Here is a 22970-nt window from a genome sequence, read left to right as displayed (position 1 = left end):
ACGTATGCCTGTCGAGTCGATTTTCCACCGCCTGGAAGCGCTGCTGCCGAAGGTGCAGAAGCCCATCCAGTACGTCGGGGGTGAGCTCAACTCGACCGTCAAGGACTGGGACTCCGCCGACGTGCGGTGGGCGTTGATGTACCCGGACGCCTACGAGGTCGGGCTGCCCAACCAGGGCATCGCCATCCTCTACGAGATTCTCAACGAGCTGCCGGGCACGCTCGCCGAGCGCACGTACGCGGTCTGGCCGGACCTTGAGAAGCTCATGCGCGAAGAGGGCGTGCCGCAGTTCACCGTCGACGCGCACCGCCCGGTCCGCGCCTTCGACGTGCTCGGCGTGTCGTTCGCGACCGAGCTCGGCTACACCAACCTGCTGACCGCGCTCGACCTGGCCGGCATCCCGATGCTGGCCGTCGACCGCGGCGAGGACGACCCGATCGTGCTCGCGGGCGGCCACGCCGCCTTCAACCCCGAGCCGATCGCCGACTTCCTCGACGCGGCCGTGCTCGGCGACGGGGAGCAGATCTCCATCGCCATCACCGAGGTCATCCGCGAGTGGAAGGCGGAGGGCCGGCCGGGCGGCCGTGACGAGCTGCTCATGCGCCTCGCCGAGTCCGGCGGGGTCTACGTGCCGAAGTTCTACGACGTCGAATACCACCCCGACGGGCGCATCAGGCGCGTCGCGCCCAACCGGCCCGACGTGCCGTGGCGGGTGCACAAGCACACGGTGATGGACCTCGACGAGTGGCCGTACCCGAAGAAACCGCTCGTGCCGCTGGCCGAGACGGTGCACGAGCGGTTCAGCGTGGAGATCTTCCGCGGCTGCACGCGCGGGTGCCGCTTCTGCCAGGCAGGCATGATCACGCGTCCCGTACGCGAGCGCTCGATCACCACGATCGGCGCGATGGTCGAGAACGGCATCAAGCAGTCCGGCTTCAACGAGGTGGGCCTGCTGTCGCTGTCGTCCGCCGACCACTCCGAGATCGGCGACATCGCCAAGGGCCTCGCCGACCGCTATGAGGGCACCAACACCTCGCTGTCGCTGCCCTCGACCAGGGTCGATGCGTTCAACATCGACCTGGCCAACGAGTTCTCCAGGAACGGCAGGCGCTCGGGCCTGACGTTCGCGCCGGAGGGCGGCTCGGAGCGCATGCGCAAGGTGATCAACAAGATGGTCACCGAAGAAGACCTGATCCGCACCGTCACCACGGCCTACTCGCAGGGGTGGCGGCAGGTGAAGCTCTACTTCATGTGCGGGCTGCCCACCGAGCAGGACGAAGACGTGCTCGGCATCGCCGACCTGGCCAAGAAGGTCATCAAGGCGGGCCGTGAGGTGACCGGCAGCCGCGACATCCGCTGCACGGTCTCCATCGGCGGTTTCGTACCCAAGCCGCACACCCCGTTCCAGTGGGCGGCGCAGGCCGACCACGAGACCGTCGACAGGCGGCTCAAGGCGCTGCGCGACGCGCTGCGCAGCGACAAGGAGTACGGCCGCGCCATCGGCTACCGCTACCACGACGGCAAGCCGTCCATCGTGGAGGGGCTGCTGTCGCGGGGCGACCGCAGGGTCGGCGCCGTCATCAGGGCCGTCTGGGAGGACGGCGGCCGCTTCGACGGGTGGAGCGAGTACTTCTCGTACGAGCGCTGGATGAAGGCCGCCGAGAAGGTCGGCGTCGACGTCGACTGGTACACCACCCGCGAGCGCGAGGAGAACGAGGTCCTGCCGTGGGACCACCTCGACGCCGGGCTCGACCGCGAGTGGCTGTGGCAGGACTGGCAGGACGCCATCTCCGGCGGTGAGGTCGAGGACTGCCGCTGGACCCCGTGCTACGACTGCGGCGTGTGCCCGACCATGGGCACCGAGATTCAGATCGGCCCGACGGGGCGGAAACTCCTTCCTCTGACGGTGGTCTAGCGCGCTCAGTGGGCGAGCCGTGTCTCGGCGTACACGTTCACGCGCGAACGCGGCTTATCCTGAGACGTAGGAACTCTTACAAGGGAAGGACGACAAGCTCTGAAACCTGTTCCCGACGGGCCACCGCCCGCGCCCACGGTGCAGCGCCTTCGTGTGCGTTACGCCAAGCGCGGCCGCCTGCGCTTCACCAGCCATCGCGACATCTCGCGGGCCGTCGAGAGGGCGGTCCGCCGTGCCGGCATTCCGGTGGCCTACAGCGCGGGCTTCTCGCCCCACCCGAAGATCTCCTACGCGGGCGCGGCGCCGACCGGCGTCGCCAGCGAGGCCGAATACCTCGAGATCGGTGTCACCGCGCAGTGCGACCCTGACCAGGTCAGACAGGGCCTGGACGCGTCGCTGCCGCCCGGTCTCGACGTTCTCGACGTTGTGGAGGCGGGCCCGGGGGGCCTGGCCGACCGCTTGGAGGTCTCCGACTGGGAGGTGCGGCTGCCCGGTGCCGACCGCGAGCTCGCCGAGGTGGCGGTGGAGAAGTTCCTCGCGGCAGGCACGGTGGAGGTCGAGCGCCTCACCAAGAAGGGCCCCCGTCGCTTCGACGCGCGGGAGGCCGTCGTGAGGCTCACGGTGTCCGAGGGAACCGCCAGAACCGCAGCTCAGGTGCAAGAGGAGCCGTGTGTCATACTGCGCATGGTTGTTCGGCACATGACGCCTGCCGTTCGACCCGACGACGTGCTCACAGGGCTGCGCCTTGTGGCCGACTTCGCGCCGCCGGTTCCCCCCGAGGTGACCAGGCTGGCGCAGGGGCCGCTCGACGCGACTACTGGTGCGCTTGCCGATCCGCTCGGCCTGGACCGCGACGAGACGCGCGGCGGCGAGGCGGAACCGGCGGGTGAGCACGTCGCCGGTTAAGGACGTGCCCGGCGAGAGCCGAGCACGACCGCTGACAGGACTTGGCGCCGGCGCGCTCTCATCGAGAGCGCCGGCGGACAACGAGACACGAGGGCTCCTGCGCGGCGCGGCGACGCGCCCGGGAGCTGACGGGAGAGCGCCCGCATGCTCGACAACGAGCCCAACGCCGGGGCCACTGGCCCTGACGGGGAGACAAATGAACAGCCCCAGGTGACCAGGCGTCGCCGCTCCAGCAGGCCCGCGGGCCCTCCGCCGGAGCTGCCAGAGGAGCCGGCGTCCGTGCCGGTCACCGTCGCCGCCGCGAGGACGGCGCCGGCGGTGGTCAAGGTGGAGCCGGTGCAGATCAACGCCGTGCAGCGCGCGGCGGGTGAGCCGGCGCCCGAGCTGCTCGCCGCCGTGGACGACACGCCGAAGGTGAAGACCGTTCCAGCCGGTACGGCCATGCTGGCCACGCCTGCCGTGGAGACCGTGCCGAGCGGCGCGTCGGGGACGAGCCGGACCGAGAACGGCCAGGTGACCGGGGTTGAGGCGGCCGAGGAGGCCGCCGCCGAGAAGCCGAAGAAGACCACGAGGACGCGTTCCACCGCCACGACGACGCGGCGGCGTGCGACCAAGAAGGCCGCTGAGGCGGAGGCTCAGGAAGAGCCCGCCGAGGGTGCGGCTGCCGCGCAGGAGAAGCCTGCCGAGGCTGAGGTCCCCGCGCCGGCCAAGCGGACCAGGACGCGGAAGAAGGCCGCGGCGACGGCCGAGACCGCCGCCGATGCGCAGCCGGCCGAAGGCGCCGCCGCCGCGGGCGGTGAGACCGCCGCCGGTGCCGCGACCGCTGACGGCACGGCGGCCGTCCAGGGTGCGGCCGCTGACGGTACGGCGGCCGATGCCGGTGCCGCGGCGGAGGGCGTTCAGGACGCCGGTGCCGTTGCCGGCGAGACCGCTGCCGCCGCCGCTGAGGCCGGTGAGGAGGCCGGTGAGGAGGCGCCTGCCCGGCGGACGCGGACGACGCGTACCCGCACCAGGACGACCGGCACGACCAGGCGCAGCCGCGCCGCCCGCGCCGCCGAGGAGAGCGCCGAGGGCGAGCCTGAGGCGAGCGCAGAGGCCGCGGCAGGGGCGGAGGCGACGGCGACCACCGAGGTGGCCGGTGCGCAGGCCGGAGAGGCCGCTCAGAGCGCCGAGGCCGCGGCCGGCGCCACAGCCGGCGACCAGGACGCCGAGGTCGCCGCGAGCGCTGAGACCACCGCGGACGTGACCGCGCAGGCCGCCGCAGCCGGGAGCGCCGAGGCCGGCCGGGACGACGATGACGTCGTCGAGACCCTGCCCGAGGACGAGCCGCTCGACGACGAGCCCGCCGGCGAGGACCTCGACGAGGACACCGTGCGGCCGAGCCTGCTCGCCGACCCGTTCGCGCTGAACGCGCGCAGGGAGTCCGAGCCCGGCACCGCGTTCCTGCGGCCCGCCGCGATCTTCGAGCCGCTGTTCCAGGCGCCCGACCCGAGCAAGGCCAAGCCGGCCGTGCCGCGCAGGACCGAGCCGGAGCCCGAGCCCGACCTGGCCGACGCCGACGACGTCGTGGACGAGACGGTCACCGACGAGGAGACCGACCTCGACGCGCCCGACGAGCACGAGGAAGAGACCGGCGGCCGCCGCCGTCGCCGCCGCAGGGGCGGCCGTGGCCGCGGCAAGTCCCGCGAGCGCGACGAGTCCGAGGACACCGAAGAGCAGCAGCCGGAGGAAGAGCACGAGGAGGAGCCGGTCGCCGAGGAGGCGCCGCAGGAGGAAGAGGTCTCCACCTCGCGCCGCCGTCGCCGTCGCCGCCGCAGGGGCACCGACGAGAACGTCGAGCCGGCCAGCGACGACCCGCCGAACACGGTGGTGCGCATCCGCGCGCCGCGCTCCGGCCGTACGGCGGCGCTCGACACCGCCACCGACGGCGTGCAGAGCGTGCGCGGCTCGACCAGGCTCGAGGCCAAGAAGCAGCGCCGCCGCGAGGGGCGCGAGCTGGGCCGCCGGCGTCCGCCGATCATCACCGAGTCGGAGTTCCTGGCCCGCCGCGAGTCGGTCGACCGGATGATGGTGGTGCGCCGCCAGGGCGACCGTACGCAGATCGCGGTGCTCGAGGACGGCGTGCTCGTCGAGCACTACGTCAACCGCGAGGCCAGCCAGTCGTACGTGGGCAACGTCTACCTCGGCAAGGTGCAGAACGTGCTGCCCTCGATGGAGGCGGCGTTCGTCGACATCGGCAAGGGCAGGAACGCCGTCCTGTACGCCGGTGAGGTGAACTTCGACACCGTCGGTCTGGAGGGGCAGCCGAAGCGGATCGAGTCGGCGCTGAAGTCCGGCCAGTCGGTGCTGGTGCAGGTCACCAAGGACCCGATCGGCCACAAGGGCGCGCGGCTCACCTCCCAGATCAGCCTGCCAGGGCGTTACCTCGTCTACGTTCCCGACGGGTCGATGACCGGCATCAGCCGCAAGCTGCCCGACAAGGAGCGCAGCCGCCTCAAGAGCATCCTGAAGAAGGTCATGCCGGAGAACGCCGGCGTGATCGTGCGCACGGCGGCCGAGGGCGCCTCGGAGGAGGAGCTGGCCCGCGACGTGGCCAGGCTGTCGGCGCAGTGGGAGAACATCCAGAAGAAGGCCAAGTCGGCCAGCCCGCCCGAGCTGCTGTCGGCCGAGCCGGACCTGACGATCCGGGTCGTGCGTGACGTCTTCAACGAGGACTTCACGAACCTGGTGGTGCAGGGCGACGACGCCTGGGACACGGTGGACGAGTACGTCAAGTACGTGGCTCCCCACCTGGCCGAGCGGCTGTCGAAGTGGGACACCGAGCAGGGCGACGTCTTCGAGCAGTACCGCATCGACGAGCAGCTGGCCAAGGCGCTCGAGCGCAAGGTGTGGCTGCCGAGCGGCGGTTCGCTGGTCATCGACCGCACCGAGGCGATGACCGTCGTCGACGTCAACACCGGCAAGTTCACCGGCCAGGGCGGCAACCTGGAGGAGACCGTCACCAGGAACAACCTGGAGGCGGCCGAGGAGATCGTCCGCCAGCTCCGGCTGCGCGACATCGGCGGCATCATCGTCATCGACTTCATCGACATGGTGCTGGAGTCCAACCGCGACCTGGTGCTGCGGCGGCTGCTTGAGTGCCTGGCCCGCGACAGGACCAAGCACCAGGTGGCCGAGGTCACCTCGCTGGGCCTGGTCCAGATGACCCGTAAGCGGGTCGGCCAGGGGCTGCTTGAGGCGTTCTCGACGCCGTGCGAGTGCTGCAACGGGCGTGGCCTGCTGATTTCGACCGAGCCGGTCGAGAGCAAGCCCGAGCCGCGCGGCACGCAGGGCAAGATGGCGGTCGAGAAGGCGGTCGCGGAGAAGGTTTCCGCGGCCAAGGACACCTCAGGCCGTGATACCGTGACCGGTGCGCTTGATGACGTCCCGGCTGAGGACGACCAGGCAAACCAGACTTCCGGCAGGGGGCGGCGACGCTCGCGCCGAGCCAAGTCCGCCGAGTAGCTCTCGGCGAGCTTCCGACGATCCGTCCGGTTCGCCTAGGGGCCCGGTAATCCGGTACCCTGGTGAACCGGTGCGTCAGGTGACGTGCCCTGTTGGCGCGCTTACTAAGGTTCGTCGGTCACAGACCGGCCGAATGACGGGCGCAGCATTCGGCGGCCTCCTCTCCGTGAGGCGGCTGATGATCGAAAGCAACAGTGAGTCAGTAGAAGGGTTCCGCGGTGTACGCGATCGTTCGTTGCGGCGGCAGGCAGCAGAAGGTCTCCGTCGGTGACGTCCTCGAGGTGGACAAGGTCGCCGGCGAGGTCGGCTCTTCGGTAGCGCTGCCGACGGTGCTCGTCGTCAACGATGGCGACGTGACGACCGAGGCGGGCAAGTTCACGGTCAACGCCGAGATCATCGGTGAGACCAAGGGCCCGAAGATCAACATCCTCAAGTACAAGAGCAAGACCGGTTACAAGAAGCGCCAGGGCCACCGCCAGCGGTACACCCAGGTGAAGATCACCGGCATCGAGCAGGCCTGACGGGAGTTTGAGAGATGGCACACAAGAAGGGCGCGTCGTCCACCCGGAACGGTCGTGACTCCAACGCCCAGCGGCTTGGTGTGAAGCGCTTCGGCGGCCAGCTGGTGAACGCGGGCGAGATCATCGTCCGTCAGCGCGGCACCCACTTCCACCCCGGCGACAACGTCGGCCGTGGTGGCGATGACACGCTGTTCGCGCTCAAGGCGGGCCACGTGCAGTTCGGCGTCAAGCGCGGCCGGCGAGCCGTGAGCATCGTTCCCGTCGCGGAGTAAGGTTCCTCCTTCTCCTTCGACTTTTCAGGGGTGGATCGACCGATCGCGTGTCGATCCGCCCCTTTTGCTGTTCGTACGGCCGGGATGCTCCCATAACGGCCGGGGCGTTTGGGTATGAGAGGCCTCCTTGCGGGGCGATGGAGGGATAAGGGCATGCCGGACTTCGTGGACCAGGTGGTCCTGCACGTCAAGGCCGGTGACGGAGGGAACGGATGCGCCTCCATCCACCGGGAGAAGTTCAAGCCGCTCGGCGGCCCCGACGGGGGCAACGGCGGGCGCGGGGGCGACGTCATCCTGGAGGTCGACCCCAACACGGCGACCCTGCTCGACTACCACCGCCGCCCGCACCGCAAGGCGCCCAACGGCAAGCAGGGGCAGGGCTCGCACCGCGACGGCGCCAACGGCGACGACGTGATCCTGCCGGTGCCCAACGGCACCGTGGTCAAGGACGCCGCCACAGGTGAGGTGCTGATCGACCTCGTGGGCGCCGGTACGCGGTACGTCATCGCGCAGGGCGGCCGTGGCGGTCTGGGCAACGCGGCCCTGGCCACCGCCAAGCGCAAGGCGCCCGGGTTCGCGCTGCTCGGCGAGCCGGGCGACGAGCTCGACGTGGTGCTGGAGCTGAAGAGCGTCGCGGATGTCGCGCTGGTCGGGTTCCCGAGCGCGGGCAAGAGCTCGCTCATCGCGGCGCTGAGCGCGGCCAAGCCGAAGATCGCCGACTACCCGTTCACCACGCTGATCCCCAACCTGGGCGTGGTGACCGCGGGCGAGAACGTGTTCACGGTCGCCGACGTCCCCGGGCTGATCCCCGGCGCGTCGGAGGGCAAGGGGCTCGGGCACGAGTTCCTGCGCCACGTCGAACGCTGCGACATGCTCGTGCACGTCATCGACTGCGCGACCATGGAGCCGGGCCGCGACCCGATCACCGACTACGAGGTCATCGAGGCCGAGCTGCACGCGTACGGGAAGCTGGAGGACCGGCCGCGGCTCGTCGTGCTCAACAAGACCGACGTGCCCGACGCGCGTGAGCTGGCCGAGCTGGTCAGGCCCGAGTTCGAGGAGCGGGGGCTGCGGGTCTTCACGATCTCGGCGGCGACCCGCGAGGGGCTGCGCGAGCTGGCGTACGCGATGGGCGAGTGGGTCGCCGCGGCCAGGGCCGCCAAGCCGATCGAGGAGCCCACGCGCCTGGTGATCAGGCCCAAACAGCTCGGCGAGGCCGGGTTCCAGGTGCGGCGGGTCAACGACAACCTGTTCCAGATCACCGGCGAGAAGCCGGAACGGTGGATCAGGCAGACCGACTTCACCAACGACGAGGCCGTCGGCTACCTCGCCGACCGGCTGGAGCGGCTGGGAGTCGAGGAGGAGCTGGTCAAGGCCGGGGCCGAGCCCGGGGCCGAGGTGGTCATCGGGCCGATGGAGGGCGGTTACGTCTTCGACTGGCAGCCGACGGTGAACGCCGAGTCCGTACGGCAGGGGCCGCGCGGCACCGACAACCGGCTCGGCTGACCACAGCGCCGGCCGGTTCGTTCACGGACGGCCGGCCCCGCACCGGCCTCCGCCCCTCGCGGACGGCTGGGTCGGCCGGGAGATCGGACGGGGTCGGCCCGTGAGATCGGACGGCTGGGTCGGTCGGCCCATGAGGTCGGACGGCTGGGTCGGCCCGTGAGGTCCGTACGGTCCGTGCGGAGAGCGCGAGCGACCGCCACACCCCGCTCCGAAGACGCGGGCTCGTCCGCGCAGAAGCGCCGTCCGCGGGGGTTCAGTGGCCGCGTGGGGCGGCTTCCGCGGCTGCCCGGACGGTTGGGCCGGGGGCCGTTCTCCGGGGCGGTGGGCGGCCGTGGAGCCGGTGCGTCAGGTCGGTGTCCCGAGCCGGTTTCCGGCCCGTCTCAGGGGTTGAGCACGATTCAAGCCGTCCTGGTGCGAGCGGATAGGCTTCCACACGTGCGGGAACAGATCAGCTCAGCGTCGAAAGTCGTTGTCAAGGTCGGCTCCTCCTCGCTCACCACCCCTCAGGGAACGATCGACGTCGATAGGGTCGATGCCCTGGTGGACGTGCTGGCGGCGCGGCGCCGGGCCGGGACGCAGATCGTCCTGGTCTCCTCCGGAGCGATCGCGGCGGGCCTCGGCCCGCTCGGGCTGAGCACGCGACCGCGCGACCTCGCCACCCAGCAGGCCGCCGCATCCGTCGGCCAGGGCGTGCTGGTGGCCCGCTACACCTCTTCCTTCGCCCGCTACTCGCTGCGCGTCGGCCAGGTGCTGCTGACCGCCGACGACATGATGCGCCGCGCGCACCACGCCAACGCCCAGCGCACCCTCAACCGGCTGCTGGAGCTCGGCATCGTGCCCATCATCAACGAGAACGACACGGTGGCCACGGACGAGATCCGCTTCGGCGACAACGACCGGCTGGCGGCGCTGGTGACGCATCTCATCCACGCCGACGCGCTCATTCTGCTGTCGGACGTCGACGCGCTCTACGACGGCCCGCCGAGCCGCAGCGGTTCGCGCCGGCTGGCCGAGATCCGCGGCCCCGAGGACCTCGTCGGGGTCGAGCTGGGCAAGAACGGCGCGTCCGTCGGCACCGGCGGCATGGTGACCAAGGTGCAGGCGGCCAGGATCGCCACCGGAGCCGGCGTGCCCGTGGTGCTGACCGCGGCCGCCCACGCGGCCCAGGCGCTGGCCGGCGCCGACGTCGGCACCTACTTCCACCCCGACGGCCGCCACCCGGGCACGCGGCTGCTGTGGCTCGCCCACGCCACCACCGGGCGCGGCCGGCTCCACCTCGACCAGGGCGCCGTCGAGGCCATCGTGGGCCGCCGCAAGTCGCTGCTGCCCGCCGGGGTGACCTCGGTGGAGGGCGACTTCGCCGCGGGCGATCCCGTGGACCTGTGCGCCCCGCACGGCGGCGTGGTGGCCCGCGGGCTGGTGAACTTCGACGCCGCCGAGATCCCCGGCTTGCTCGGGCGTTCGACCAAGGAACTCGCGAGCACGCTGGGCCCCGAATACGAACGCGAGCTGATCCACCGCGACGACATGGTCATACTGGAATCCCACAACTGAACGTTCCAACGAGGAGCACGCGATGTCCGAAGAGTTCCTGAGCGTCGCCCGCGCGGCACGAGAGGCCGCCGCCGAGCTGGCCCCGCTGCCGCGGGCGCCCAAGGACCGGGCGTTGCGCGCCCTCGCCGACGCCCTGATCGCCCACGCCGCCGAGCTGGTCGCGGCCAACGCCGAGGACGTCGAGCGGGCCAAGGCCCAGGGCACATCCGAGGCGATGATCGACCGGCTCCGGCTCGACGAGGCCAGGATCGCCGCCATCGCCGAGGCCGTACGCCAGGTGGCCGATCTGCCCGACCCGGTCGGCGAGGTGGTGCGCGGCTCGACCCTGCCCAACGGTCTCGAGCTGCGCCAGATCAGGGTGCCGCTGGGCGTGATCGGCATCATCTACGAGGGCCGCCCCAACGTCACCGTCGACGCCGCCGCGCTCTGCCTCAAGAGCGGCAACGCCGTGCTGCTGCGCGGCTCGTCCAGCGCCTACTCCTCCAACACCGCGCTCGTCCGCGTCATGCAGGAGGCGCTGGAGGGCACCGAGGTGCCGGCCGGGGCCGTCCAGCTCGTGCCGGGACGAAGCCGCGACTCGGTCAAGGAGCTGATGCGGGCCCGCGGCCTGGTCGACGTGCTGATCCCGCGAGGCGGCGCGTCCCTGATCAACTCGGTGGTCGAGGAGTCCACGGTGCCGGTGATCGAGACCGGCGTCGGCAACTGCCACGTCTACGTCGACGCCGAGGCCGACGTCGACCTGGCCGTGCAGATCCTGGTCAACGCCAAGGCGCAGCGGCCGTCGGTGTGCAACGCCGCCGAGACGTTCCTCGTCCACGAGGACATCGCCGACGCGTTCGTGCCCAAGGCGCTGGCGGCGCTGCGCGAGGCCGGCGTGACCGTCCACGGCGACGAGCGGATCGCCGCCTACGACCCGCAGGTCGTGCCCGCGACCGAGGACGACTTCACCGCCGAATACCTCTCGCTCGACATCGCCGCCGCCGTGGTCGGCTCGCTGGAGGAGGCCGTGGCCCACATCAGGCGCTACGGCTCCGCCCACACCGATGCCATCGTCACCCGGTCGCAGCGGGCCGCCCGGCGGTTCGTCGCGCTCGTCGACTCGGCCGCCGTGGCGGTCAACGCCTCCACCAGGTTCACCGACGGCGGCGAGTTCGGGTTCGGCGCCGAGATCGGCATCTCCACCCAGAAGCTGCACGCGCGCGGCCCGATGGGCCTGCCCGAGCTCACCTCGACCAAGTGGGTCTACACGGGCGAAGGACATCTGCGCACGTCAGAGGGCACGGTGGTGGCCGGTTAGCCGGCGTGTCGGCCTGACCGGCGCGGGTGGCGTCGCTTGACTGGGGCACATGGAAATCGTCGTCGCCCTCGCCTTCTCCGCTGCGGTGCTGTTCGGCGCGGACCGGCTCATGCTGTGGCTGGAGCGCCGAGGTCACGTCAACTGGCGCGGGAAAGGGCGCAGGCGGCTGTCGGACGAGCCTGTCACGCGGCTCGACAGCATGCTCTCCGACCACACACGCCGATAAACCTTCGGCGTGCCTCAAGCGGTGACAGCGGCACCGGCGCTAGGGTTGTGTCCCTTATGGGCGCGCCGGGCGGGGAGGGACGGTGAGCAAGCTCGGCAAGGTCGGGCCGTACAGCCTGGTCGAGCGGCTCGGCCGGGGTGGCATGGGCGAGGTGTATCTCGCGACCACCCGCCGCGGCGAGCGAGTCGCGCTCAAGGTCCTGCACGACCTAGCCGAAGACGAGACCTCGCGCATCCGATTGGAGCGCGAGGTCCGAGCGCTGCGCAGGGTCGAGAGCCCGTACGTCGCCAAAGTGCTCGACGCGGACCTCGACGGCGCGCGGCCGTACCTGGTGATGGAGCACATCGAGGGCGACACGCTGCTGGAGCGCGTCCGCAAGGAGGGCCCGCTCGACGTCTCCGAGCTGGTCGAGCTCGCGCAGGGCATCGCCGCCGCGCTGGCGATCATCCACGCGGCCGGCGTCGTGCACCGCGACCTCAAGCCGGGCAACATCATCATGGGCGCGCGCGGCCCGGTGCTCATCGACTTCGGCATCGCCCAGGTGCTCGACGCGACGCGGCTGACCATGACCGGTACGTTCCTCGGCACGCCCGGCTACACCGCGCCGGAGATCTTCGCCGACGAGCAGGTCGACTCGCCCGCCGACGTGCACGCCTGGGCCGCGACGGTGGCGTTCGCGGCGACGGGGCGGCCGACGTTCGGGCGGGGCACGGCCGAGGCGCAGATGTACGCGGTGCTCAACGGCCAGGCCGACCTCAAGGGCGTGCCGGTGGAGCTGCTGCCGCTGATACGGGCGGCGCTCAACAGGGAGCCCGGTAAGCGGCCCACGGCGGCTCTGCTGGCCGATCGGCTGTCCAGGCTGGCCAAGGCCACGAGCGCGGCTGAGAGCGAGCCTCAGGCGGCCTCAGGGCGCGTTGCCGACGCTGCGGAGGAGTCCGGCAAGGGTACGGCCGCGCGCGGCAGGGCGGCGCCGGATGAGGCCGCGACGCCGCGCGGCGAGGCCAGAGCGAGGAGCCGGCCCAATGTGCCCGCCGAGGGCAAGGTGCCGCCGCCGCGCAGCCGGGGCGGCCGGGCCGTGCCGGAGAGCGGGCGTCCCGGGCGTGCTCTGCCGGAAGGCGGGCGTGCCGGGCGGGTCGTGCCCGAGAGCGGCCGGGCCGGGAGCCGGGCGGTGCCCGACGGCAAGGGGCAGGCGCTCGCGCGCAGCCGGGCCGAGGGCAAGGTGCCGCCGCCGCGCGGACGTACCGGCGGGGACGGCAAGACCACCGGGCCCAGGGCCAAGGTCACCGCGTCGCGGCAGCGTACGGCGGCGGCCGTCAGGAGCAGGACGGCCACGCAGGACCGGCGCAAGACCGCCGGGCTGCGCGAGACGCACACCACGCTGCCCGCGGGCAACGGCGCGCTGCTGCTGCTCGCGGTGCTGGCCGTGCCGTGCGTGGTGGTGTCGGTGATCTGGCCGATCGCCTCGATCGCCATCACGACGCTGTTCGTGGTGCTGACCAGGACCCTGTGGATGAGCCACTGGATGGTCTGGAAGCGCAGCTCCCGGCGCATGCGGGTGCTGCTGCGGGTGCTGCTCTTCCCCGTCGCGCTGGCCGGGGCGGCCTCGTCGGCGGTCGTGTGGCCTGGCGTGCCCGTCGCGGTGGCGGCGGGCGGTGCGCTGTGGGCGACCGGCGGCGGTGAGATCACGCCCGACTGGTGGCAGGAGGCCGCGCCCGTGACCGTGGCCGGGGTGGTGTTCGGGATGCTCTGCGGCGGGATCACCGGGCGCGAGATCGAGCGGGTCGGGCAGCGGCTGCCCGACCTGCGCAGGGAAGGGCTGCGCGCGCTGGCCGTGCTGGGCGGGTTCGTCGCGCTGTGCGCGGCCGCCGTACGCGCCATCGCCCTGCTGCTCTGACCCTCGGCTCGCCGCCTTCTCGCCGCGGGGTCCCGTGCGCCTGCGGCTCGCCGGTGAGGCTCATGGTGGCCCGCCGCTACGGGCGGCGGGCCGGCGCGGCCGATCAGGCGGATCCGCCGCGCGGAGGCGGTGTCGTACTCAGCGGTGTCGTACGCACCTGGGGCGGTGCCGTGCTCAGTCGCGGCGGGCGAAGCGGTTGAAGATGCGCTCGCCCGCGTTGACCGCGCCCTCGGCGACGTCGCGTAGCACGCCGATGAACGGGTCCTGCGACTGCTGCCAGGAGGCGCGGTAGGACTCCGCCGCCGCCTTGATCTCGTCGGTGACCCTCGCACTGGCGTCGTCCTCCCGACGGGGGTAGTCGCCGCCGATGATCCGGTCGTACTCGCCGCTGCGCTGCCACTTGTCCAGCTCCGCCACGCGCACCACCGCGAACGGGTGGGTCGTGCCGAGCAGGTTGAGCACCTTGAGGAAGCCGTCGCGAAGGTCGCCCGCGGTGTCGTACTCCTGGAACTGCTCCAGGAACGCCTCGATGTTCATCTCGTGGGTGTAGTCACCGCCCGCGAGCTTCATCAGCGCGCGCTTGGCCGACTCGGGGTTCTGCCCCACGAGCAGGCCGCCGCGGTCGGACGACAGCTCGGACTTGCGGTACCACTCCTCCAGGCCCGCGACGATCGCCCGCAGGCCGATGTAGCCGAGCGGGATCCAGGCGACGCGGGTGGCGAGGCGGGTGAGGATGTCGAGCATCGTCCGGTAGACCGCGTGCCCCGACAGGATGTGGGAGGTCTCGTGGCCGATGACGAAGCGCTGCTCCTCCTCGTTCATGAGGTTGAGCAGACCGGTGGTCACGACGATGAACGGGTCGTCGAAGCCGATCGCCTTCGCCTGCACCTGCGGGTCCTGCTGAACGTAGATCTCCGGGATCCGGTGCAGGTCGAGGGTGTAGGCGGCGTCGCGGCCCATGTCGTAGAGGGAGCGGAACTGGGTCTCGCTCACTCGTACGGCCGACGCGAGGTACATCAAGCGGAGCCGGCGCTCACTGACGAGGCCGGACATCTGCTTGAGAACGGTATCGAACCCACTCAACTTGCGCAGAGCGACCAGGGCGGACCGGTCTGCGGGGTGTTCGTAGGCTCGGGACGAGATGCCTGGCAGTTGGACGCGATTGCGGTCCGGGGTGGTCGTCATGCCCGGCATGCTACGTCCGCAACGGAAGTGATGCGCGGTCATCCTGAAGGGGGGTGCCGTCGAGTTGTCCGGAAGCGTCCGCGTAAGGTCCGTTTCATGATGAATGCGCCTGGTGTGCAGGGGAAGCGGCGAGTAGGTGTGATGGGTGGGACGTTCGACCCCATCCACCACGGGCACCTCGTCGCCGCCAGCGAGGTGGCTCACCACTTCCAGCTCGACGAGGTGGTCTTCGTGCCGACGGGCCGGCCGTACCAGAAGTCGGAGCGGGAGGTGTCGGCGCCCGAGGACCGCTACCTGATGACGGTCATCGCGACCGCCTCGAACCCGCGCTTCTCCGTCAGCCGGGTGGACATCGACCGTCCGGGACCGACGTTCACGATCGACACTTTGCGCGATATCTCGAAAATTTACGGTCCTGAGGTCGAACTGTTCTTCATCACCGGCGCCGACGCGCTCGGCGCCATCCTCGGCTGGCAGAGCGCCGACGAGTTGTTCCAGCTCGCCCATTTCGTCGGCTGTACGCGCCCCGGGCACACCTTGCACGACCCCGGCCTGCCGGAGGGCCGGGTGACGCTGCTGGAGATCCCCGCGCTGGCCATCTCGTCGTCCGAGTGCCGGCAGCGCGTCGCCAAGGGCGAACCGATCTGGTATCTGGTGCCCGACGGAATCGTGCAGTACATCAACAAGCGAGGGCTGTATCGCTCGGCCGGATGAGCCTGCTCAGGGCGTCCTCGTGGCGTAGGTGAGGGGTTTCGGCCCGGAAGGGTACCCTCAACATAAGGGCATGCTGCCGACACAGGAGGACAGACCCGCATCGTGACCGCATCTGACAAGGCCGTCCAGCTCGTGCGCATCGCCGCGGAGGCCGCGGCCGACAAGCTGGCCGATGACATTCTGGCCTACGACGTGAGCGAACAGCTCGTCATCACCGACGCCTTCCTGCTCTGCTCCGCCACCAACGACCGCCAGGTTCGCGCCATCGTCGACGAGATCGAGGAGCGGCTGCGCACCGAGGCCGACGCCAAGCCCGTACGCCGCGAAGGCGAGCGTGAAGGGCGGTGGGTGCTGCTCGACTACATCGACATCGTCGTGCACGTACAGCACGAAGAGGACCGCACGTTCTACGCCCTCGAGCGCCTGTGGAAGGACTGCCCGGCCATCACGCTGCCGGAGAGCGTCATGCAGGCCAATCTCCAGCGGGCGCGCGCGTGACCGACCGACACGACCTGGCGCCTCGCGCCGATTGCGAGCGGTCCGCATGAGCAAAAGGATCGTGTGCCTGCGTCACGGACAGACCCTGTGGAACGTCGAGCAGCGTTTCCAGGGCCACTCCGACATCCCCCTCGACGAGACCGGCATGGCGCAGGCCGAGCGTGCGGCCTCGCTGCTGGCCGCACTGCGGCCCACCATGATCGTCTCCTCCGACCTCCAGCGGGCCAACGACACCGCGCAGGCCCTGGGTCGGCTCGTCGGCCTCGACGTGGCGATCGACAAGGACTTCCGCGAACGGGGCGGCGGCGAATGGGAGGGGCTGACCCGGAAGGAGATCGCCGCCCGGTGGCCCGAGGAGTACGCCGCCTGGGAGGCTCCGGGCGGAGAGCCCGTCACCGAGGTCGCCACCAGGGTCGCCAATGCGATGCGGCGCTGGGCGGCCCGCCTCGACGACGACGGGCTGCTCGTCGTCGCCTCCCACGGCGCCGCCCTGCGGCTCGGCATCTGCGAGCTGCTCGGGCTGCCCGAGCAGCTCTGGCCGGCGATCGGCGGACTGGGCAACTGCTCCTGGTCCGTGCTGCAGGAAGGGCGGCGCGGGTGGCGGCTGCTCGAGCACAACGCCGGCACGCTGCCCGAGCCGGTGCGCAGCGACGACAAGCCGGAAGCGGAGGTCTGACCACCTGCCCGGGTGCGGTCCCGGCCTGTAGGTCTGCCTCCCTCCCGCCGGGTGCGGCCTGTGTGAACGGGCTGTACCCGGCTTTTCGCATGCCCGGGCATGGCGCCGGAGTGGCGGGTGAGGTCTGCCGGGGTGACTGGGACGGTTGCGATTAGGTGAATCGGGGCGGTTGGCTATATGCTCTCGGAGCGCCGCAACGGGTGGACTCGGAGCGGTGACCAGGGGCTATAGCGCAGTTGGTAGCGCGCCTCCATGGCATGGAGGAGGTCTGGGGTTCGAATCCCCATAGCTCCACGTTCGAAAGCCTTGCCCCGCTGATCGCCGGGCAAGGTTTTTTGCTGTGCGGGGCGCTCCGAGCAGCGGGACATCGTGCGCGCGGCGCCGCCGGACGGAGCGGTGCCGCGGCGCCCGTGAGCATGGGAAAAGGCCGGGCGCTGAGCCCGGCCTTGAGGGGAGGAACGGGTCAGTGCTGGGCCGCCTCGCGGTGTGCGGCGCGGCTCGCAGGGACGGCGGTGAGGCTGAGGACCACCGTGACCACCCCGACGACCCAGGACGTCCAGGACGCCCCCTGGCCCTCGGTGTACGTGATGGCCCACGGAGCGACGAACAGCAGCACACCCCACAGGGCGTTGAGCCATTCCGTCGCCACGGTGCCCGGCTTCGCCAGGGAGACGAGCGAGGTGAGCGCGATGAGGACACCCAGGACGATCAGTGAAGCGGCGGCACCCGAAGCGCCGTCGACCCAGATCGGGGAGAGTGCCGCGTAGATGCCGGCGACCAGGGTGACCCAGTCCTGCCAGCGTGACCATGCCTTCATGAGAACCTCCGCCATCGGCGTTTGTACTCGGCTGGCCTTTTCGGTCAGTCGATCGCTGCAACCCGGCGGGGGTGGCAGCGATTCCACTGTGCTATGTGACCTTTTCCACAGTGTACGTCCCGGCACGTGAGGTGTAGCGGGGCGTTCGGCGGCACTTCGGCAGGGCCGGGCAGGGGCCTTCGCGCCGGCTCGATCACCGGCGGTTGTAGCGGGCGGCAAGCTCGTACGTCGTCGTCGCCATCCGCTCGCGTAACTCCGGCGGCGACAGGACCTCGGCGTCGGTGCCCAGGCGCAGGAACTCGCACACCGCGTGCTCGATCGACTCGATCGGCACCGTCACCTGCGTCCAGCCCTCCTCGTCGGGCGCTGAGGCGCTCTCTCTGGCCGCCGCCACCACGCCGGGCGTCATCAGGTCGGCCAGGCGTTCGACGCCGCGCGGCGACAGCCGTACGATCGCCTCGCCCCAGCGCAGCCGGGCCTCGAACTCGGCGAGATACCCCTGCCAGTACGCCTGCAGATCGAAATCCTCCGGCCGGGCGAACCCGCCGGGCAGCGTGTGCAGGTCGAGGATCTGCGAGACGCGGTACGTGCGGACGTGCTCGCCGGAGCGCGCCACCAGGTACCACCGTCCGGCCTTGATGACCAGCCCGTACGGCTCCAGCCGCCGCTCCACCTCCTGAGGCGCCCGCCAGCGGCGGTAGCGGACCTGGAGGGGACGCTCGTTCCAGACGGCGTCGGCCACGGCCGGCAGGTGGGTGACCGGCTCGGGGTCCCGGTACCAGGTGGGCGCGTCGAGGAGGAAGCGTTCCTGGATGCGTCCGGCGCGGTCGCGCAGCTCCACCGGCAGCGCGGCCATCAGCTTGAGCTGCGCCGCCGCCACCACCGCCCCGAGCCCCAGTTCGGCGGCGGGGCCGGGCAGCCCGGCGAGGAACAGCGACTCGGCCTCGTCGGCGGTCAGACCGGTCAGGCGGGTGCGATAGCCGTCCAGGAGCCGGTATCCCCCTTTGGGGCCCGCGTCGCCGTAAAGGGGGATACCGGCCGCGTGGAGGGACTCGACGTCGCGGTAGATGGTGCGTACGGACACCTCAAGCCGCTCCGCCAGCTCCTGCGCGGTCATCCGGCCCCGTGTCTGCAACAGCAACAGGATGGAGACCAAGCGGGAGGCACGCACATCGCTGACACTACCTGTCAGTGACCCGGTCTTACCGTGCCGCGCATGAACGACTTCGACTTCCTCGCCGGCCGCTGGAACGTCCTCAGCCGCCGCCTCATCAAGCCTCTGTCGGGAAGCGGCGCATGGGAGGAGTTCCCCGGTTTCTCGGTGGCCACCCGGCACTTCGGCGGCGCGGCCAGCGTCGATGAGATCGAGTTCCCGACCAAGGGGTTCAGCGGGATGACCGTGCGGCTGTACGACGTGCGGGCCGGGCAATGGGCCATCTACTGGGCGAACAGCGCCACGGGGCGGCTGGACACCTCGGCCATGGTGGGCGGGTTCGACGGGGACCGCGGGAAGTTCCACGGCGAGGAGACCGTGGCGGGGCGGCGGGTGCGGTGCAGGTTCGTCTGGACGGTGATGGGCCCCGGCGCGGCCCGGTGGGAGCAGGCGTTCTCCGATGACGGAGGGCGTACGTGGGAGACGAACTGGACGATGGACTTCAGCCGGGCGTGACCGCCTGCGTCGCGGCGGGGAGCGGGCGCGTGGTCGCGTCGGCGTTGCTGCGTGCCCACAGGACGGCGGCGACGGCCCCGGCGGCGATCAGCAGGACGAGCCCGCCTGCCACGATCACCCACCACCAGGCGGACCTGGGCGGCTTGGCCTCGTAGACGGGCACGTCGGGGAGCAGGTCGGGGGTGTACGGGAGCCGCTGCGTATGGGGCGACTCCGCCGAGCCCTGGGGGAGCGGAGCCGGGCGCGGGAAGCGGTGCCTGATCGTCCGGTCGGGGTCGGCGCCGGGAGCGGAGCCGGAATCGAGGTTGATGGTGGGCTCGAAGTCGGGGGTGCGATCGGAAGCGGGGTCAGGGCCGGGGGTGTGTTCGGGAGCGGAGTCGGGGGCGGGCTCGTGCGGGCCGGGCTGCTCTCGCGTCATGATCCCCTCAGACGAGCTGCGTGATAGGGATTTACGCCGACATTGTCACACTTCTCCCGGCTGTGTCGTCCAGCCTGCATGACATCTGTACTCGTCACAGGAGGCAGCGGGCGGCTCGGCCGCGCGGTGCTGGAGAAGCTGGTCGCGGCCGGGTACGACGTGCGGGCCGTGAGCCGGTCACGCAGGGCCGGCGCAGGAGGCGTGCGATGGGTGGTGGCGGACCTGACGACCGGGCATGGCCTGGCCGAGGCCGTGTCGGGGGCCGACGTCGTCCTGCACCTGGCCTCGGCGCCGTACAAGGGGCGCTACACCCGGCGGGTGGAGCTCGACGGCACGGCGGCGCTGCTCGCGGCGGCGCGCGAGGCCGGGGTGCGGCATCTCGTCTACGTCTCGATCGTGGGCGTGGATCGGGTGCCGTGGGGATATTTCCGTACGAAGGTACGCGCTGAGCGGCTCGTCCGGGACGGCGGCGTGCCCTGGAGCATCGTGCGGGCCACCCAGTTTCACGAGTTCGTGGCCGAGGCGTTCCAGGGGATGGCCAGGTTCGGCGTCATGGTCGTCGATCCGGGCGTCCCGGCTCAGCCGGTGGACGTACGCGACCTGGCCGGGCACCTGGCCGGGGTGGTCGCCCGCGGGCCCGCCGGTGCGATCGAGGAGTACGGCGGGCCCCAGACCCTCACCATGGAGGAGGCCGTACGGCGGTGGCTGCGGGTGCGCGGGCTGCGGCGGCCGGTGCTGCGGGTACGCGTCCCCGGCGCGCTCGGCCGTGCCTTCCGCGCCGGTCACCTCGTCACCGAGGCGGCCCCTGCGGGCGCTATCACCTGGGACGACTACCTGGCCGGGCGCTCCAGCGGGGATCGTCCCGGCAAGGTCTGAGGTCGGCTCCTGCGTCCATTTGCCGTGCCGGTCGCGTGCTACTGCTCGGAGGGAGGCTGGTAGCCCTGGGACGGCGGCTGCCAGCCCTGCTGCGGCGGCTGTCCACCGGGTTGGGCCTGCTGGCCGGGCTGCTGCGGTGCCCAGCCGGGCTGTGCCTGCCCACCGTGCCCGCCGGGCTGGGACCATCCGGGATCGGGCTGGTGGCCGGGCTGCGGCCAACCGTGCTGACCCTGGTCGGGCTGCGGCCAGCCGGGTTGACCGTGCTGGGCGTGGTGGCCGGGCTGGGTGGGCCAGGTCTGCGGCTGCCCGGCGGCGGCCGGTTGCGGGGTGCGGCGGGCGACCACGCCGAAGATCAGCAAAGATATGCCGACCGCCTGCGCCAGGGTCCCGAGCCCGGTGCCCACCGGCAGGACGATCTCGTACGCCGTGCGCCCGAGCTTATCGATCAGCGTGCTCATGGAGAAGGAGACACCGACCTGGCCGATGAACCCGACGAGGAGCACGACGCACCCCGCGATACCGAGGTTCGCGCCGCGACCGTGGTCCTTCTTGCGCACCGCCAGCAGGATGATCCCCCCGACGAAGACGATGACCATGAGCAGCGCGTTGATGATGTTGATGACGAGGTTCAGCATGCCCATCCGGTGAAGACTCCCATGGGGGGACGAAAGGTGACCTGACGACGCTACGTGGCTCGGCGGAGATCTTCCACCGCACGTGTGATCGAGTCGAGGTCGTGGCTGCCCTCGTACCGTACGCCGTTGATGAAGAGCGTGGGCGTGCCGCGCACGCCGCTCGCCTGCCCCGACTCCTCGTCCACCGCGATCCTGGCGACGTGGCGCGGTACGTCGGCCCAGGGCTCGACGCCGAGCTGGGCGGCGTAGCGCTCAAGGTCGGCGTCGGTGAGGAAGCGCTGGTTGGAGTAGAGGATGTCGTGCATCTCCCAGAACCGGCCCTGGTCGGCGGCGGCCTCGGCGACGATGGCGGCGGGGGCGGCGCGGGGGTGCAGGGTGCGCAGCGGGAAGTGCCGGAAGACCATGCGCACATCGGGGTTCTGCCGCAGGACCTCCTCCAGGATGGGCTGGAGGCGGCCGCAGTAGGGGCATTCGAAGTCGGCGTACTCGACGATCGTCACCTTGGCGCTGGCGGGCCCGCGTACATGGTCGCCCCGCCCCACGGGCACGGCCAGCGTCTTCGGCAGGTCCTGCGACGGCTCGGCGTCGGGCGGGGCGCACACGCCGCCACGGTTCCACGCCAGCCGGAAGATCACCCAGCCGAGCGCGGCCGACAGCAGCGAACCCGCCAGGATGCCGATCTTCGCCTGGTCGTGCAGCGCCGGGTCGTCGAAGGCGAGGTCCACGATGAACAGCGCGACCGTGAACCCGATGCCGGACACGGCGGCCCCGCCGAGCACCTGGCCCCAGACGAGGTTGCCGGGCAGGATGCCCCACTTGAGCCGCAGCGGCAGCCAGGTGCCGAGCGCGATGCCGGCGAACTTGCCGACCAGCAGGCCCAGCGCGACGCCGATGGCGATGGGCGAGGTCACGGCGGCGCTCAGAGTCTCGCCGTCGAGCCGCACGCCGGCGTTGGCCAGCGCGAAGACGGGCACGATGACGTAGCTGCTCCACGGGTGCAGGCGGAGCTGTAGCCGCTCGTTCACCGAGACGGCCCGCTGGACGCGCCGCGCGGCCTCCCTGGCGGCGGCCGCGCTCGGCGCGACCGTGAACCCCTGCACGGCCTCCCCGGCCAGCAGCAGCTTGTGGTCGGTGGGGGCGTAGACGAAGACGAGCATGCCGAGCGCGATGCCGACGAGCGTGGGGTGCACGCCGCTCTCCAGCGTGGCCAGCCACAGCGCGAACCCCAGCACGATGTACGCGGGCGCCCGCCAGATCTTCAGCCACCGCAGCGTGACGATGGCCGCGAGCACCAGCGCGGCGATGATCAGGGCGGGCACCGACAGCTCGGCGGTGTAGAAGATCGCGATGATCATGATCGCGAGCACGTCGTCCACGATCGCCAGCGTCAGCAGGAAGGCCCGCAGCGGCTCGGGACACCGGGCCCCGACCACGGCCAGCACGCCCAGTACGAACGCGGTGTCGGTGGCGATCGGCACGCCCCATCCGCCGGCGCCGGGCCCGCCCGCGTTGAACAGCAGGTAGACCGCGGCGGGGACGAGCATGCCGCCGAACGCCGCCACCGCCGGTACCGCGATCAGCCGCCGGTCCCTGAGCTGCCCGAGCCGCACCTCGTAGGAGACCTCGAGGCCGATGAGGAAGAAGAAGAGCGTCATCAGCCCGTCGTTGACCCAGTGGCGCAGGTCGAGGCTGAGCTGGGCGTCGCCGAACGACAGGCCGACCGGCGTGTGCCAGAACGCCTCGTAGGTGTCGCCCCACGGCGAGTTGGCCCAGAGCAGGGCCAGCACGGTGGCGACGAGCAGCACGCTGGTGCTGCCCGCCTCGGTCCGCAGGAACGACCGCAGCATCTCCCATCCCCCCTCGCAGCGATCCTAGGCGGGAGGGATG

At 71.2% G+C, this 22970-nt stretch carries 21 protein-coding genes and 1 tRNA gene; 16 read left to right on the top strand and 6 right to left on the bottom strand.

Annotated elements, in window-relative coordinates; all coding sequences use genetic code 11:
* Positions 1–4 precede the first annotated feature (4 nt).
* From AB0K67_RS30425 to AB0K67_RS30380, 10 genes are all read left to right on the top strand, one after another.
* Positions 5–1915, top strand: coding sequence for a TIGR03960 family B12-binding radical SAM protein (locus AB0K67_RS30425; protein WP_364067173.1), 1911 nt, complete (start codon positions 5–7; stop codon positions 1913–1915).
* Positions 1916–2068: 153 nt separating this feature from the next.
* Positions 2069–2821, top strand: coding sequence for a TIGR03936 family radical SAM-associated protein (locus AB0K67_RS30420; protein ID WP_364067172.1), 753 nt, complete (start codon positions 2069–2071; stop codon positions 2819–2821).
* Between the two features lie 279 nt (positions 2822–3100).
* Positions 3101–6325, top strand: coding sequence for an Rne/Rng family ribonuclease (locus AB0K67_RS30415; protein ID WP_364067170.1), 3225 nt, complete (start codon positions 3101–3103; stop codon positions 6323–6325).
* 218 nt (positions 6326–6543) lie between these two features.
* A complete protein-coding gene (rplU, locus tag AB0K67_RS30410; RefSeq protein WP_364067168.1) occupies positions 6544–6846 on the top strand; it encodes a 50S ribosomal protein L21 in 303 nt (100 codons plus the stop codon).
* Between the two features lie 14 nt (positions 6847–6860).
* Complete coding sequence (gene rpmA, locus AB0K67_RS30405; protein ID WP_364067166.1) at positions 6861–7118, top strand: 50S ribosomal protein L27; 258 nt, start codon at positions 6861–6863, stop codon at positions 7116–7118.
* Between the two features lie 153 nt (positions 7119–7271).
* Entirely contained in the window at positions 7272–8624 is a 1353-nt protein-coding gene (gene obgE, locus AB0K67_RS30400) for a GTPase ObgE (protein WP_364067164.1), read from the top strand.
* 435 nt (positions 8625–9059) lie between these two features.
* Positions 9060–10178 carry a glutamate 5-kinase gene (gene proB / locus AB0K67_RS30395; RefSeq protein WP_364067162.1) on the top strand — a complete coding sequence of 373 codons (1119 nt, stop codon included), beginning with the start codon at positions 9060–9062 and terminating at the stop codon, positions 10176–10178.
* Between the two features lie 22 nt (positions 10179–10200).
* The gene (locus AB0K67_RS30390; protein ID WP_364067161.1) at positions 10201–11475 is read left to right on the top strand and encodes a glutamate-5-semialdehyde dehydrogenase; all 1275 of its coding nucleotides are present in this window, start codon (positions 10201–10203) and stop codon (positions 11473–11475) included.
* Positions 11476–11524: 49 nt separating this feature from the next.
* Entirely contained in the window at positions 11525–11701 is a 177-nt protein-coding gene (locus AB0K67_RS30385) for a hypothetical protein (RefSeq protein ID WP_364067159.1), read from the top strand.
* An 82-nt stretch (positions 11702–11783) separates the two neighbouring features.
* A complete protein-coding gene (locus tag AB0K67_RS30380; protein ID WP_364067157.1) occupies positions 11784–13595 on the top strand; it encodes a protein kinase in 1812 nt (603 codons plus the stop codon).
* Positions 13596–13769: 174 nt separating this feature from the next.
* Here the strand turns inward: AB0K67_RS30380 and AB0K67_RS30375 are convergent, their stop codons facing one another.
* Complete coding sequence (locus AB0K67_RS30375) at positions 13770–14780, bottom strand: M48 family metallopeptidase (RefSeq protein WP_364067156.1); 1011 nt, start codon at positions 14778–14780, stop codon at positions 13770–13772.
* Between the two features lie 96 nt (positions 14781–14876).
* Between AB0K67_RS30375 and nadD the strand changes: the two genes are divergently transcribed.
* From nadD to AB0K67_RS30355, 4 genes are all read left to right on the top strand, one after another.
* Positions 14877–15494, top strand: a complete 618-nt coding sequence (gene nadD / locus AB0K67_RS30370) for a nicotinate-nucleotide adenylyltransferase (RefSeq protein WP_364067154.1) — start codon at positions 14877–14879, stop codon at positions 15492–15494.
* Positions 15495–15596: 102 nt separating this feature from the next.
* On the top strand, positions 15597–15992 hold the full coding sequence (rsfS, locus tag AB0K67_RS30365) for a ribosome silencing factor (RefSeq protein ID WP_364067152.1): 396 nt from the start codon (positions 15597–15599) through the stop codon (positions 15990–15992).
* A 46-nt stretch (positions 15993–16038) separates the two neighbouring features.
* Positions 16039–16668, top strand: coding sequence for a histidine phosphatase family protein (locus tag AB0K67_RS30360; protein ID WP_364067150.1), 630 nt, complete (start codon positions 16039–16041; stop codon positions 16666–16668).
* A gap of 221 nt (positions 16669–16889) precedes the next feature.
* Positions 16890–16962: transfer RNA gene (locus AB0K67_RS30355), tRNA-Ala, on the top strand.
* Between the two features lie 169 nt (positions 16963–17131).
* Here AB0K67_RS30355 and AB0K67_RS30350 read toward each other — a convergent pair.
* Both AB0K67_RS30350 and AB0K67_RS30345 read right to left on the bottom strand, forming a co-directional pair.
* A complete protein-coding gene (locus AB0K67_RS30350) occupies positions 17132–17485 on the bottom strand; it encodes an SPW repeat protein (RefSeq protein ID WP_364067148.1) in 354 nt (117 codons plus the stop codon).
* 193 nt (positions 17486–17678) lie between these two features.
* Positions 17679–18656, bottom strand: coding sequence for a YafY family protein (locus AB0K67_RS30345; protein ID WP_364067146.1), 978 nt, complete (start codon positions 18654–18656; stop codon positions 17679–17681).
* A 45-nt stretch (positions 18657–18701) separates the two neighbouring features.
* Here AB0K67_RS30345 and AB0K67_RS30340 point away from each other — a divergent pair, with 45 nt between their 5' ends.
* Positions 18702–19154, top strand: a complete 453-nt coding sequence (locus tag AB0K67_RS30340; RefSeq protein WP_364067144.1) for a hypothetical protein — start codon at positions 18702–18704, stop codon at positions 19152–19154.
* On the opposite strand, the gene AB0K67_RS30335 is transcribed toward AB0K67_RS30340, so the two are convergent.
* On the bottom strand, positions 19141–19572 hold the full coding sequence (locus AB0K67_RS30335; protein ID WP_364067143.1) for a hypothetical protein: 432 nt from the start codon (positions 19570–19572) through the stop codon (positions 19141–19143). The two genes, AB0K67_RS30340 and AB0K67_RS30335, sit on opposite strands and share 14 nt — an antisense overlap.
* Positions 19573–19650: 78 nt before the next feature.
* Here AB0K67_RS30335 and AB0K67_RS30330 point away from each other — a divergent pair, with 78 nt between their 5' ends.
* The gene (locus AB0K67_RS30330) at positions 19651–20448 is read left to right on the top strand and encodes an NAD(P)H-binding protein (RefSeq protein WP_364067141.1); all 798 of its coding nucleotides are present in this window, start codon (positions 19651–19653) and stop codon (positions 20446–20448) included.
* Positions 20449–20486: 38 nt separating this feature from the next.
* On the opposite strand, the gene AB0K67_RS30325 is transcribed toward AB0K67_RS30330, so the two are convergent.
* Together AB0K67_RS30325 and nhaA are read right to left on the bottom strand one after the other, a co-directional pair.
* Complete coding sequence (locus AB0K67_RS30325; RefSeq protein WP_364067139.1) at positions 20487–21089, bottom strand: hypothetical protein; 603 nt, start codon at positions 21087–21089, stop codon at positions 20487–20489.
* A gap of 44 nt (positions 21090–21133) precedes the next feature.
* Complete coding sequence (gene nhaA / locus AB0K67_RS30320; protein WP_364067137.1) at positions 21134–22930, bottom strand: Na+/H+ antiporter NhaA; 1797 nt, start codon at positions 22928–22930, stop codon at positions 21134–21136.
* Between the last annotated feature and the right edge of the window lie 40 nt (positions 22931–22970).

Source organism: Nonomuraea sp. NPDC052634 (genome assembly GCF_040678535.1).
GTDB classification, from domain to species: Bacteria; Actinomycetota; Actinomycetes; order Streptosporangiales; family Streptosporangiaceae; genus Nonomuraea; species Nonomuraea fastidiosa.
This window is presented reverse-complemented; position numbering and strand designations above follow the sequence as displayed.